Here is a 14,711-nt window from a genome sequence, read left to right on the forward strand (position 1 = left end):
TTACTTATTTTCCTGAGCTAATAGGTGTGCTCGTTTATTTACTTTTAAATAGATAAAGCTGTAACGAACAAACGACAGAACCGAAAACAAAAGAACAGAATAAGCATAGTTATGGTAAAAGTATGGAAATATAATGAAAGCAATAGTGATAACTAACAATTGCTCGATTTGAATACGTAGAAAATATTTTGGTGAACCAAATACTAATTCAATTACTGTGAGGGGACAGACAGCAAGAGCAGGAAGTAAATAAGGCAGCATATAACGGGATGTAGGTACAGAGCTAAGCCATTCATCATTAAAACCAAGTTGCATGATTAACGGATAAAAGAGCAAGACACCAGCAGTCGCAATAAGCCCCAGAATTAACAACATTAAGCGAACTTTTTTAAATTCTTGATAATTAAATTTGTTATTACGAAAATCAATCGACCACTTAGAAAAGATAGAATTACGAACGGCATTACCAACAATGGTAACGGGTGCTAAGCAGAAACGATTCACAACAGCAAAATAACCCGCGATTAATGGGGAGAACCAAAAATTAATTAGCAGTGTGGGTAGATTATTATTTGCCATCGCTAAAACTTCGGCACTGCCTATTCCAGAAAGATGAGCCCGATTTTCTTTCATAAATTGCACATTATTCGATAATGAAAAATGAGAAAATCTAATCTTTGAAAAAGAAACAGAATGACAAATCCAAATGGAAACAAGAATAAACAACCCAATGGCCCAACAGACATAAAATAATTCAGTGGTTTGTGTGAGAGCAACGGCAGCAATAACTAATAATGAAATTGAAATACGCTGAAATGCTAATAGACGAATATTTTCAATTCTAAGCAGTAAGTTTTCTGATATTAAAACCCATGCATGACAAAGGGTTAGTAGGTAAAGTAAATAGCCATTAAGATCAAAAAACTGGATAATTATGACAGTATAAGGAAGCGCAATTATGACACTTTGAAGCAGTGAAAATATAATGTTCTGAGTGACTTGTGCATCACTTTGTTTTGGTAATAACAATTGAGAAGCAAAAGTACAAATTTGAGCTCCAATTAATACTACGCTATACACTAGAGCATAAACGCCCACTTGTGCCATATCGTATTTGTGAGAAATAAGCCAAATGGAAACGGCACCGATAATTTGGGAAATAACCGATGCACCCGCAATTGTTGAGACACTTTTTAGTAAGCTCATCAGAAACCTAACTTAATAAATCATCGTTTTGATGGAACAGTTGTTGCTGTGTTTCTTCTGTTTCTAATTCTTCATCAACCACATTATTAAGTATGGCACCAATAATAGGGATTTGCAGTTGAGTTATTTTTTCCATGTTTGACAGGATGTTGTTTGCACTTAATGTGCCGGCTTGAACAGTATAAATAACCCCAGATAGATAACGAGCAATAAGCTGAGCGTCTTTATTCTCAGATAATGCTGGCAAGTGAACGATAATTTGTTCAAATTGCTTACTCATCTCTTGAAGTGTTGGCTCAAGGGTTTCCAGAGATAATGTTAGGAGTGGTGTTGATGTTAGTGTCCCACGAGCTAAGAAAAATAAATTTTTGTCTAATTGAGTTATACAATCGTTAATAGGATGATTTTTTTCAAGAATTTCAGCCATCCCCATTACTGTTAATGTAGGAAAAACATCAGAGGTACTATTTTCTGTTTTAGATACGCTTGAGGCTTCCTCTACAGGTTGCGTCATCAATATCTCTTCAGTTATAGAGATTTCCTTTCTGAAATCTAAATCTATTAATAATGTCGAACGATCTTGTGATAAAGAATGAGCAAGAAGATAACTGCTTAATTCATTTTGTTCGCTAGAATCCGTGGATACTAAACCAATAATTGGCCAGGGTTTACTATCTAAAAGGAGACTCGTTCTAATTGCGTGAACGGTGTCCCCTGAATAGGGATTAGTAAAAAAAACGTTTGAAAATACAGTAAGTTCTTCAATGTAATTGAATGGGCGAAGCTCCCCGATGGCTTTTAGGCCTAAGCGGGTTTTCACTTGAGTTACATTATTAATTGATTTATTTAAGGCAGATTTAATGATGATAAACAGTAAACTTAAGATAAATGTCATGATGAAAATCATAATGATAAATAAAGCTTTATTGGGTTTACTTGGTTTACTAGGTGGCATTGCGGGATCGAGTAGTGTTGCCGCTGGCTCACGATATAACATCGTTAATTCTTGCTCTTTGCTACGAGTGAAGATTTTTTCGTACAACTCTTGCGTCTTATCTAAATCCGCTTTCATCGTATTATAAACATCTCTTTTTGCAGCAAGTTGTGTGAAGTTCTTTTTTTGTGCATTAAGTAAGGACTTATATTTATTTTCGCGTTCAATTGAGGCTTGATACTCTTTGTATAATCCGGTTTTAAGCTCTTTTAATAAAGAGGTCGTTTGTAGTTTAATGGCATTAATTTGAGCATTAGCTTCCAAAATCAATGGGTTTTTTGGGCCATACTTTTCTTTAAGATCAAATAATGTACGTTTTTCTTGAATAAGAGCAATACGTAAATCTTGTAATTGTGCATGATTAGAAATCGACGGTAGGGTAGCCACATCTTCTAATGGATAGCCAAGTGCTTCGCTGATTGTGTTATAGCTAGCCTTCGCTGTGATTCGTTTTTCTTTTGCGGTTGCTAAACGATCATTAACGAGTGCAAGTTGCTCTGTTTCAAAACCATCAATACCTTGATAAGTTAGCAAACCATTTTCTGTGAGGTATTTATCTATATTTTCTTTTTGTTGTAAAATCTTCTCTTTTAGCTCGGTCATTCGAGCATTATTCCATTCTTGAGCTTGTTTGGTTTTTTCTATTTTTCGTTGCTCTTCTAAGTGAATATAAGCCTCAACAACGGCGTTAGTGATGGTTGCGGACATCTCTGGAGATGTCGATTCATAAGAGATTTTAATTAATTGGCTAAAGCGCACAGGTGAAATAGAAAGCTTTTTATTGATCGCTTTTACTATTTGATAAATATGTTCATTTTCTGAAATTAGTTTATCGGTTTTTTTTAGCTTAAATAGTGGGTTGTTTTGTAAATTTAGTTGACGAACGACAGTCTCAATGACTTTTTTTGATTGTAAAACTTCGGCTTGAGTTGGGTAATACTCTGCTTGAGTTGCGTCAAAATCTTCGACTTGATCTATCGGTGTCGAGTTATCTGATTGTGCCTTTAATATCATCGTTGCAGTTGCAGAATATTGAGGTGTCATCGAGTAAATTAACGGGAATGAAATTAAGGTTACCCCCATAACTGTCAGCAGAATTCGTAGACGATATTTTTTAAATTCTTTTAGGAAATTAGAAAAATCGATTGTACTTTCTAGCTTTTTTCCATTTTCTATAATTGATAGTGCCATAATTTAGAAAAAACTCTGTTCAATAATAACTACATCGCCCGGACCTACTGGATAGGTTGGACCCACATCTTCAATTAATTCATTTGTCGCGGCTAGACGGACGTTAATGCCATCTCTATCTGACCGATCAGTAAAACCACCAGCCATCGCAATCGCTTGTTCAACGGTTAATCCTGGTTGAAATTCGTACCCATTAGGGTTTGCAACTTCACCACTGATAAAGAACTTTCTAAAGGACTCAATACTGACGGTTACCATTGGCTGGACGATGTACCCGTCAGCCAATTTAGTTTCTATGTCTTTTTCTATTTGTGCTGGAGTTCTTCCCAATAACTGCACATCACCAAGGTAAGGGAAATTAACAAATCCACCGCGGTGAATTTTCAAACGTAAGGTCATATCGGGCTCTTTAAATACCGATATCTGAATACTATCACCAGCCCCTAATACATAACCTAGATCATCTTTCTGAACCGTTGTGTCTGATTTTTGTATTTCTGTATTCTTTACTGGTGAAGTCTCTGATGCATAAGCGTGAGAGAGCACAGAGATGAATAAGCAAAAAGATATAAAGAAGGATTTCATCTAAATTTGCACCTTAGTTGTAAACATAATAATGGATTTGTCATAACCTAATGTCTGGATAATGGTTTCTGCCGAGTTATTGATAGTGAAGTCATCAAACTCTTTGTCTGAAGTATTAATCATTTGTTGATAGCTTAGCTCTAGTATAATTGATGGTCTAAATTTATATGTTAATTTTGCCATAGCGTCTGTGGTTGTGGTTGTTTTACCATCGTTTTTATGTTGATCGGCACTGGTTTCATAATTAAACCCTAATTCACTAGAAAATCTATTAGACCACCAAAAATGCTCCCAACGTGTACCATATTTGGTATTTAAAACATATCCTCCAACTTCTGTTGGATCTTCTACCCGTTGATCCGTAAACAAATGAAAGGTTGAATATCTCACAGGGCTCCAAGCTATATCAACATCCCAGTTTAATCCGCTAAAGCCTTGAGAATCAGGTTGGTTTGGAAAGGTTTTATACAACCATGCAATATTGGCATCTATCGTGGTTTTTCCTGTTTGTTGGCTTTTTATTCCGGCGACCAAAAAGGTTTCATTTGTATTTTTTTTGTTATCTTCTTCATAGTCTCTTAGGTTGCTGATTATCGAATATCGAAATCGAGTACGGCTTGACGCTTGATCAAATAACTCTATGGTAAATGTAGTCTGGTTCCAATTTTGGTCTTTAATATATTGGTTGAAATTATTTTTATGGACATCACTGGACTCTCTGTCGTCATAGCTAAATTCTTTATATTGGGCCGCAAAACTGAGTTTACCAATGCTGTCTTGCTTATCAATGCTGTAGCGAAGTTCAGTGTTCAGCATATTCGTTTTCAAAACATCATCTATACCGTATTGTTTAAACTGTTCAGCAGATAAACCATCAGTAAGTCCTTCTCCTCTATTTTCGTGAGCTAAGACATTTTCGATCGTAAATAGGAGGTCATTATTAAGGCCTTTTTCCCAGGCTCCAATGAACCTTATTGTGTGGTCATCATAATCATCCGAAGTCGCGTCGTTTTGATATTGACGATAATCACCGAGATACTCAACTGTGTAAGTGTCCGCGTTACGTTTACCTTCTAATTTTAAAAAAGGCTTTAGATTAAAAAAATCCGACGTTACATGAGGGGCTTTTTCCGATTGAAAATTAACGTTGTCGTCATATCCATAATCAAGATCTACGTTACTTTGAAATTCTATTCCAGCTGGCCCTATATGTGGTTTTGGGGTTAATGCGGCATAGCAAAAGCTGCTCATCATATAAAAAATGAGCAATAAGACCCGTTGAGTACAAGCAAGATTAATAGGCGGTATCACTGACAAAACCTTTAAATACGGTTAGAAAAATGATTTTTATATCCATCGAAAGTGACCAGTTTTGTAAATATTTAATATCATACTCAATACGTTTTTCCATTTTATCGAGTGTGTCTGTTTCACCACGATAACCACTAATTTGCGCTAGGCCGGTAATACCCGGTTTTATTTTGTGGCGTACCATGTAGTTGTCGACCAATACTCTATATTCTTCATTGTGTGCTACAGCATGAGGTCTTGGACCAACAATAGACATACTACCTTGTAATACATTGATAAATTGTGGTAATTCATCCAATGATGTTCTGCGAATAAAGTTACCAAAACGAGTTACTCGTGGGTCATTTTTTGTTGCTTGAGTGACGGTTCCTGAGTTTTCCATAACTTTCATTGAGCGAAATTTCCATACTTTTATTTTCCTACCGCCTAAGCCATAGCGATCTTGTTTAAATAATATAGGGCCGGGAGAGCTTAACTTCACACCAAGAGCAACAATACATAAAACAGGTAAAATTAATAAAGTGATTAAAAAGCCGATTATAAGATCTTCAATACGTTTTATTACCGCTCCAAATCCCTCAAAAGGTGAGCTAAAAATACTAAACGTGTGTACATTTCCGATACGTGTAATTTGAGAGACATTTAATTTATAAGTGTATAAGTCAGGAACAATAAAAGCATTTACTGTCGAGTTTGATAACTGATGTATAGTGTCTTTTATTCGGTCTCTTGCCACCATTGGCAAAGCGATGTAAACATCACTAATATCATTGCTTTTTACTTTATCAATGAGATCGCATATTTTTCCATCATGACTACTTTTTGCCATATAGCTAAAGCGGTCATTTGAACGATCATCATAAAAGCTAATGTGTATTTTTTGTTGTTTGTATTTTTTTAATAACGCTTTTTCAATGGCTAGTCCTGCAGGGGTTAACCCGACTATTGCAATGTGTTTTATTTTTGTATTTGGTAACACTAAATATCGATAACAAAGATTACAGCTTATACGTGGTACTGAGAGTCCGACAAAAACCGTTAAGTACCAAATCATATATAACTGATTATTAAAATGGCTAATACTAGCCCCTTCCATGCCTTTTAATCGGAGTTTTAAAACATGTAATGTTACTCCTGAAAGCAGAAGTGCAAGAAATAGCCTTGAAAGATATTTTGGTAGCTCAAATTTACTGTTTATATCGTAAATATTGAGATATTCGCTGATTAATAAAAAAATCACAGAAAACAGTAAACCTACAGCTAAGTCTACGGCTGTTTCTGAAAAGCCCTGAAGCGAAAGTAAAAAAACTAATGTGAGATTTATCAGTATAAAATCAAATGCTTTGTTAATATTACGATAGCTATTTGTGATCATTTTTATATTTTGTTGTTTCATATAGCCTCTTGTCGCATTGATTTACGTAATTAGAGCAGTATAGTCGATAATTACAGGTGTTAAGTTAACGTCGCGTCAAAAAAATGACATTCCAATAATATCGTTTATTTTATTAAGTAACTAGAATTTCTAACATTTATTATTTTTCTTTTCTAACCATGTTTATATTTTGTTCGAACTTCGTCCCTATTTTTATTTTTGAGCGAACGGATTCTCTGTTTAGGGGTATCAGAAATAGTGATGAACGTGTTAAACTGCGAACTACTGTATATATAACCGGGTGAACACTTTTCATCCTTTCTAATTTATCTGGAGCAAACTATGGCCAGCCGTGGTATTAATAAAGTTATCCTTGTTGGTAACTTAGGGCAAGATCCTGAAATCCGTTACATGCCAAGTGGCGGTGCGGTAGCAAACATTACAATTGCAACGTCGGAATCATGGCGTGATAAAGCAACTGGCGAACAACGTGAAAAAACAGAATGGCACCGTGTTGCTCTGTTTGGTAAATTAGCGGAAGTTGCTGGTGAGTATTTACGTAAAGGCTCTCAAGTTTATGTTGAAGGTCAATTACAAACACGTAAATGGCAAGATCAGAGCGGTCAAGATCGTTTTACTACAGAAGTTGTAGTTCAAGGTTTTAACGGTGTAATGCAGATGCTTGGTGGTCGTGGTCAAGGTCAAGGCGCTCCAGCTGGTGGACAGCAACAACAGCAGCAGCAAGGCAATTGGGGTCAACCTCAACAACCTGCGCAGCAAAATAACTTTGCTCCACAACAACAGCAGCAACAAGCACCTCAACAACAAGCACCGCAGGCAGCTCAGCCTCAATATAATGAGCCACCAATGGACTTTGATGATGATATTCCGTTCTAGGAATATATCTTTAATCGTTTCATAAAAAAAAGCCTCAATCATTGAGGCTTTTTTTGTAGGCGGAAGACGTAATTATTCCTTAATTGTCATGGTTAAATTAGGGAATTGAGCACTAATATAGGTTGTGGCTGTGTATATTAAGAAAGCAATACCTAACATTTCCAATGTTTCTTCTATACTGTAACTTATTGAATAAATTAGAGAGTCAGTACCATGTTGTTGAGAAATAGCACCACCAATTAACTCCATCACTAATGCGCCCGAAACATAAACAATACCTGAAATAACTAATAAGTTACGGGTTGTTTTTGGTAGCCGAAATAAAAATTTAAAATAAGTTAAAGCAAAAATAATAAGTAAAATTGCATAAGGAATAACCCAAGCAAAGTAGAGTACACCTGTTGTGTGTAGTGAGTTACGAACAGGACCAACTAACATTTCATGCAGTTCAGTCATTTCATCAAGAGCAAGGAATAAGAAAATTCCACTTAGACCAGCCCAGGCTAAGTGACGTTCTTTTTTCTGTTTATGGATATAAGCGATTAATCCAAGAAGAATACTTGCAACGATCATGGCACATGACGAGTAAAGGGTTGGAACATTCATCTCTCTGTCTAGATCAAATAAACGAATGATAGTTTCCATATGAGAGTAGTTTAGGTATTGCTTGGAGATAACCGCAAAGCAATTTGCAATAACCAATATGACAATTAAAGAAAGAAAGAAGGTTAATATTTTTTTTGAGTTAAGCTCAATATTCACGCGTACGCCTTATATTATTATGGGAGTTCTCTTGGTATCGTCGGCTAATACATTTAGTATCTGTTATTAACAGTGAGCATTGTATAGAGATATAAGTGAAATATTTGTATTATATGTAATACATGTTTAGATGTACCTATTGAAACTAAGGGCATCATATTTTGGTATATACCTTCAGGGAAGAAGAGTTCAATGAGAAAAACCCCTAATTTACGATTAAGTAACCGCCTTATTTCCTTTGTTACTTTAATGGTTTCTGCTGCTATTTTTGTTTTATTCGTGGGCGGAGCAATATCCTTTAAACAAATTGGAACCGAATACTTAGATCATTATTTGGTTGGTGTCGTTAATGTGGTTGATGAAGAGCTTCTTGAACCAGAAGAAGCGACATCAATGGCGAAATGGTTACCAAAATTATTGAAAGCCAGTAGCGTAATGAGCATGGAATTGTCATCAGAATCAGGTCCTATTTATGCTTTTCAATCGTTAGCCATCCTTCCCGATGATAATTTACTTTATCAAAAAACGTATCCCCTCGAGCTTAATAAAGGGTATTCGATTACCTTTAAATCTTTACCTCCTTATAGTGCGTTTACTTATTCGTTAGGTGCTTTGTTTTCTATCACTGCAGCCATTGCCATTATTGTTGTTTCTCTACTTTGGGGAGTGGTGTGGTTAAGAAAGCAACTTTATGGCTCGGAGCTCTTAGAAGAAAGGGGGAGAATGCTTTTGGCCGGAAAGGTCGATAGTTATGAAGTGGGTAGTGAAGAAGAGTGGCCCGCAACCGCAAGTTTGGCGTTAGATAATGTGATCGCTGAATTAAAAGATGCACGTAAAGAGCGCAGTCGATTTGATACATTTATTCGAACTCATACCTTTTTAGATCAATTGACGGGCTCTGCAAATAGAGTCTTGTTTGACAGTAAATTAGAATCCACATTGCAAGAATCTGAAAGTCAGGGTGTTTTACTTCTGTTGAGAATTAATGGATGGGAAGATCTGATTGAAGAACAAGGAAAGCGAGCGGGTGATGAGTTAATTGTCGAATTAGGGAAGCAGTTAAATAATTTGATTCAACGTTATAGTGATAGTGTACTTTCACGTTATTACACATCTGAATTTGCCCTTCTTATTCCCCAACAGTCATTAAAAGAAGCGAAATTACTGTCTTCTCAATGCTTAAAAATGGTAGAGAAAATTATACCTCCAACAAGTTTAGATGCTGATAATTGGTGTCATATTGGTGTGAGCATGTATGTCAGTGGTGAGCAACGTGGGCGACTGATGAATGAGTTAGATATGGCTCATCGTAGTGCACTATTACAAAACAACAATAGTTGGTCATTATTTAAAAAACAGCAACAGCTAACCGAGAGTTTGGGGAGCGTCCGTTGGCGTACATTGTTTGATGCTATTTTTGAACAAGAGCAACTCGTGCTTTATAAGCAAACTACCTTTTTATTTGAAGGGAATAATATAATCCCACTTCACTTGGAGTTATTTTCAAGAATTAAAGATGAAAATGGAATTCAAATAAAAGCGTCTCGCTTTTTACCTGCGATAGAGCAAGTGGGTTATCAAATAAAGCTTGATAGTGCGGTCTTAAAACAAACATTTCCATTATTAAATGATACTGAAATGTCTCAACATTCATTTTCTGTCCATTTACATATAAAAAGCTTACAAAATAGTGTATTTATTCGCCAGTTAAGAGATCGATTATTACAAACCCCAAGAGAAGAGTTACAACGATTAAGTTTTGAATTAGCTGAAGGGCAAGTTGTGACGCATTTAGATTCAGTACGACCAATTGCAAAAATGTTAAAAAGTTTTGGTTGTAAGCTGGTTGTAGAGCAGGCAGGCCGCACTATTGTAAGTACTCACTATATTAAAGATTTGCATGTTGATTACGTGAAATTACATCGAAGTTTGATTAAAGACATCCATCAACGATATGAAAATCAACTGTTTGTACGAAGCTTATTAGGGGCTTGTGAAACGACAGGGGCTCAGGTTATTGCGGTTGGTATAGAGAAAGACAAAGAATTAAAACGATTAAAAGAGTTGGGTGTTAAAGGCGGTCAAGGTCGTATTTTTGAGGTCGAAACCAGTCTTTTTCATCAACAAAAGAAAATCGCGATCCCTAAAAGAAGGAATCGTTGGGAAAAACGTTATTGATCTCATTTTTCAGATAATTCTCATATGTCTTAAGAATAGAATGTTGTATCATTCATGATTAACCCGTCGCGGAAAAAAGACGGGTGTTCAGTGTAATGAAAGCAATATAGAGATAACGTAATTAATGAATATGATGGATGCATTCAAGAAACTGACACTTTCTCGTTCTATTAAAACAACTACATCAATTGTTCTATTACAAGGTGGTATATATATCGCGAAAAGCGATGATGATAACCAACTTAAAGAAAGTCATTATACTGAAATTAACCATCCGCAAGCTTGGAAAGAAGCGTTAGTTAGTGCTTGCCAACAAGCTGGTGTTTCAGACTGTGGAGCCAATATAATTGTAGGCTCTCATCTTTATCAGTCATTTCAAATTGAAAAACCGAATATTCCTAAAGAAGAGCTAATTGGTGCGCTTCCTTTTCTTGTTAAAGATCTTATTACGGATCGCGTATCTGATATTGTTGCTGATGGCATTGAAACCAGTAATGGTAAATTGCAGGTATATATTTCTCAGATTGCCACGATAAAGTCTATTGTTGACCTTTTACAACCTTTCTCTATTCAAGTAATTAATATTACGCCTGATGAATTAACGTGGGCAAATGCAAAACCAGAGCAAGATGGTTTTATGCTACTTTGCCACAGTAAATCAGCAGACTTTAAATTATTGGCGTTTAATGAAGGGCGCTTACATTTAAATCGTTCTTTGCGCGGAATTAAAGCGCCTTTAACCGGCGATGAGTCTAGTCACTTTCAACTCGATAATTTAGCTTTAGAATTACAACGATCATTAGATTATTTAAGTGCTCACTCGCAAGGTGTCAATATTAATCATCTTTATTTTCGCTGTGATGATGAAGATGATTCAACGTTATCCACTGAGCTACAAAATCGTTTAGGGGTTAAGGTAGCCTCACTGATTGTGGATGAACCAAGAGTCTTTAGAGCAGGGGAAGTGCTGAGTTGGCTCGGGTTATTTAATAAGCCAAATATTAATTTATATAATGATACCTTAAAACCGAAAACGGATTATTTAACATTACCCAATGTATTGATTAGTTGGGGAGTTGGTATGGTTCTTGTAGGTATTATTGCAGGTTACTATCAATGGCAACTTTATGGCGTTGAAAATAAAGTCGCACTGGCATCATCTCAAGAAAGTATCTACAACCAAGAGCTGATTGAAGTAAATAAAAAGTTGGCTGGACATAAACCATCGGCCGCTAAATTGGCGGCAATAAAGCGATTAAAAGACGATATTAACGCCAAGAAAGCATCATTGAAAATGATCGATAATTTTGATGAAGGGATGCAAGTGGGGTACTCCGGTCTTATGAGTAGCCTTACTCAAATTGGTAAAGGGAATATCTCCCTAACAAAAATTTATATTTCTGGTAATGACGTTAATTTTACTGGTTTTGCACGAACGCCAGATGTTGTACCTAGTTGGATACAGAGCTTTGAAAGTGAATTGCATTTAGTCGGTCGAACTTTTGCTCAATTAGACATAAAAACAGATGAAAAAGGGGTTGTGTCATTTACTTTAAATACAACCGTGTCAAAGGAAAGTAATGAATAATTGGATTAAAGCAAAAGACGCTTTCTTAGCGTTATCACAAAGAGAAAAAATGCTCATTGTTATTGTGGGTTGGGTTGCGGTTATTTTTATTTCTTTAACGCTAGTCATAGAACCTCAAATGGCGAAAACTCAAAAAGCGGAACAACAACTGTCTCGAGTGACGAATTCTATTTCATCATTAAAACAACAAATTGAATTAGCTCAATTTCGATTGCAAAAAGATCCAAACCTTGAAATTAATAAAGAATATAAAGAGCTAACGTTACAAAGCCAAGATTTAGCGGATATTTTATCTAAACGGGTTGCTGCTTTAGTTTCGCCAAGTCAAATGGCACCGTTACTTGAAACCGTATTACAAAAATCTTCAAAATTAAGATTGAGTTCGATGAGTACATTACCGTCTGAGCGATTATTAGATGAGAACAGTAACGCTGGCTATTACATTCACCCGATTAAGCTTGTGCTTTCGGGGAGTTATTTTGATTTTGAAGAATACCTTTCAAATTTAGAAGCATTGCCCGTGAAATATTATTGGAGAAACTTTCAATATAAAGTGAATACATATCCAAATGCTGAGTTAAGTATTGAGGTATACACCCTTGGTTCAAGTAAAGGGTTCATTGGAGGTTAATGTGAAATATTTCCTTTTATTATTTGTATTATTAGCATCGTCGATTAATGCATCAGAAATCAGTGCGGGACACGATCCTACAGAGCCATTAAGTTGGTTGAAGCCTGAGCCGCAGCAGAAAAAAATAGTGAAAAAACGTCAATATTTCCCATCATTACAGGCAATTAATTGTAATGGCAGTGGGAATGCCGATTGTTACGCTGTGTTAGATGATAAATCCATGAAGCAAGGTGAAAAGATCTCTGGCTATACGCTGTTATCAATTAATGACGATAACGTATTTATTGGCCGCGCTGGTAAGCGGTGGGAACTTTCTCTATTTTCACAAGACATTAAACATTAAGGTTTGTAGTAAATGAAAGCATGTAAAATCATCGTTGGGTTAATGGTCGCTTCTTTAGCTGGCTGTTCAATGGGCCATCGAGATCCAACGGAGATCAAACAAACCTTAGATCAATCTATTAATGATAATGGTGGTCAATTATTGGATGATCTACCTGCTTCAATACAAGCCGATTTAATGCCTGATTTAAACTCATCAACGGTGTCAATTGATGAGCCCGTAAAACGATTTAGAATCAAAGCGAATGGCGTGAGTGCAAAAGCCTTTTTTACAAGCTTAGTAAAAGGCACAGAATACAGTGTGATATTGCATCCTGATGTCAGCGGTCGAATTACGATGAACGTAAATGAAGTGACGTTGGATGAAGTACTTCGCTCTGTTGAAGATCTTTATGGTTATGAAATCATAAAATCAGGCAAGGTATTGCAAGTTTATCCTGCGACGATCCGCACCGAAACTATCCCCGTTGATTATTTACAATTAACACGTAAGGGTCGTTCTTTAACGACAATCACTACAGGGTCGATTACAAATTCAGACAGTAACTCATCGAATAGTAATGATAGTTCTAATTCGAATAACTCATCGTCTTCGTCATCTTCTTCTGCTACCGGTGGCACTGAGATAGAAACAACGAGTGAAAGTGATTTTTGGAAAGAACTAGAAAAAGCCGTTTCAGTCATGATAGGTAATGGTTCTGGGCGAAGTGTCGTTGTATCACCTCAAGCAAGTGTGATCACTATTACGGCCTCTCCTGATGAATTGCGTAAAGTGAAACAGTTCTTAGGTATTTCACATAAGCGCTTACAGCGTCAAGTAATCCTAGAAGCTAAATTATTAGAAGTGACACTCAGTGATGGTTACCAACAAGGTATTAATTGGTCTAACTTAACGGCTGCGGTTGGAGGCACTGATATTGTTTTTGGACAAGTCCCAGGAACAACCGCCGGAGTTCTACCTGGTATGGATGCTATTGGATCATTATTGGGCGGACAAACCAATATCACGGTATCTGATGGTAATTTTTCAGCTGTATTAAGTTTTATGGATACTCAAGGGGATTTGAATGTGCTTTCAAGCCCGAGAGTGACGGCTGCCAACAACCAGAAAGCCGTGATCAAAGTGGGTCGTGATGAATACTTCGTCACTGAAGTCTCTAGTGTAACTGGCAATGGTGATAATTCGAATGCATCACCAGAAGTGACATTAACGCCATTTTTCTCTGGTATTTCATTGGATGTTACGCCCCAAATTGATGATAAAGGGAATGTGATGCTTCACGTTCACCCATCCGTTATCGATGTTGAAACAGAAACAAAAATCATCGATTTAGGTGATGTTGGAGGGGTTCTTGAGCTACCGCTGGCCAAAAGCTCTATCCGTGAATCTGATTCTGTTATCCGAGCAAAAAGCGGAGATGTCGTTGTTATTGGTGGATTGATGAAATCACAAACGGTTGATCAAGTATCAAAAGTTCCGTTCCTTGGTGATATTCCTGTTCTTGGGCATTTATTCCGAAATGTCAGTCAATTAACGACTAAAACAGAGTTAGTTATCTTGCTTAAGCCAACGGTTGTTGGGGTTGATACATGGCAAGAAGAGTTAGAACGCTCACGTGATCTTTTGCAAGAATGGTTTCCTGACGAGTAA

General features: G+C 36.4%; 12 protein-coding genes. 6 read left to right on the plus strand and 6 right to left on the minus strand.

The window, feature by feature from the left end; genetic code table 11:
* The 5 genes from A6E04_RS13190 to A6E04_RS13210 are packed head-to-tail and all read right to left on the minus strand — an operon-like array spanning position 1 to position 6,683.
* Positions 1-1,206 carry a lipopolysaccharide biosynthesis protein gene (locus A6E04_RS13190; protein WP_017022352.1) on the minus strand — a complete coding sequence of 402 codons (1,206 nt, stop codon included), beginning with the start codon at positions 1,204-1,206 and terminating at the stop codon, positions 1-3.
* A gap of 7 nt (positions 1,207-1,213) precedes the next feature.
* Positions 1,214-3,391 (minus strand): exopolysaccharide transport family protein, encoded by a 2,178-nt coding sequence (locus tag A6E04_RS13195; protein WP_065611613.1) that lies wholly within the window; start codon positions 3,389-3,391, stop codon positions 1,214-1,216.
* A gap of 3 nt (positions 3,392-3,394) precedes the next feature.
* The gene (locus A6E04_RS13200) at positions 3,395-3,976 is read right to left on the minus strand and encodes a polysaccharide biosynthesis/export family protein (protein WP_017022354.1); all 582 of its coding nucleotides are present in this window, start codon (positions 3,974-3,976) and stop codon (positions 3,395-3,397) included.
* Positions 3,977-5,287 (minus strand): outer membrane beta-barrel protein, encoded by a 1,311-nt coding sequence (locus A6E04_RS13205; protein WP_244886276.1) that lies wholly within the window; start codon positions 5,285-5,287, stop codon positions 3,977-3,979.
* A complete protein-coding gene (locus A6E04_RS13210) occupies positions 5,271-6,683 on the minus strand; it encodes an undecaprenyl-phosphate glucose phosphotransferase (RefSeq protein WP_065611615.1) in 1,413 nt (470 codons plus the stop codon). The genes A6E04_RS13205 and A6E04_RS13210 overlap by 17 nt, the downstream gene beginning before the upstream one ends.
* Before the next feature lie 321 nt (positions 6,684-7,004).
* On the opposite strand from A6E04_RS13210, the gene A6E04_RS13215 reads away from it, so the two are divergent.
* Positions 7,005-7,559: a single-stranded DNA-binding protein gene (locus A6E04_RS13215; protein ID WP_017022357.1), complete on the plus strand. Its 555-nt coding sequence runs from the start codon at positions 7,005-7,007 to the stop codon at positions 7,557-7,559.
* A 72-nt stretch (positions 7,560-7,631) separates the two neighbouring features.
* Here A6E04_RS13215 and A6E04_RS13220 read toward each other — a convergent pair whose 3' ends face one another.
* The gene (locus A6E04_RS13220; RefSeq protein ID WP_065611616.1) at positions 7,632-8,321 is read right to left on the minus strand and encodes a hypothetical protein; all 690 of its coding nucleotides are present in this window, start codon (positions 8,319-8,321) and stop codon (positions 7,632-7,634) included.
* A 192-nt stretch (positions 8,322-8,513) separates the two neighbouring features.
* On the opposite strand from A6E04_RS13220, the gene csrD reads away from it, so the two are divergent.
* From csrD to mshL, 5 genes are all read left to right on the plus strand, one after another.
* On the plus strand, positions 8,514-10,499 hold the full coding sequence (csrD, locus tag A6E04_RS13225; RefSeq protein ID WP_023604054.1) for an RNase E specificity factor CsrD: 1,986 nt from the start codon (positions 8,514-8,516) through the stop codon (positions 10,497-10,499).
* 124 nt (positions 10,500-10,623) lie between these two features.
* A complete protein-coding gene (locus tag A6E04_RS13230; RefSeq protein WP_065611617.1) occupies positions 10,624-12,087 on the plus strand; it encodes an MSHA biogenesis protein MshI in 1,464 nt (487 codons plus the stop codon).
* Positions 12,080-12,718 (plus strand): type 4a pilus biogenesis protein PilO, encoded by a 639-nt coding sequence (gene pilO, locus A6E04_RS13235; protein ID WP_023604056.1) that lies wholly within the window; start codon positions 12,080-12,082, stop codon positions 12,716-12,718. The genes A6E04_RS13230 and pilO overlap by 8 nt, the downstream gene beginning before the upstream one ends.
* A 1-nt stretch (position 12,719) precedes the next feature.
* Positions 12,720-13,061 (plus strand): type IV pilus, mannose-sensitive hemagglutinin D (MSHK), encoded by a 342-nt coding sequence (locus A6E04_RS13240; protein WP_065611618.1) that lies wholly within the window; start codon positions 12,720-12,722, stop codon positions 13,059-13,061.
* Positions 13,062-13,073: 12 nt separating this feature from the next.
* Positions 13,074-14,711: a pilus (MSHA type) biogenesis protein MshL gene (gene mshL / locus A6E04_RS13245; protein ID WP_023604057.1), complete on the plus strand. Its 1,638-nt coding sequence runs from the start codon at positions 13,074-13,076 to the stop codon at positions 14,709-14,711.

This window comes from Aliivibrio logei (assembly GCF_001691055.1).
Classification (GTDB): domain Bacteria; phylum Pseudomonadota; class Gammaproteobacteria; order Enterobacterales; family Vibrionaceae; genus Aliivibrio; species Aliivibrio salmonicida.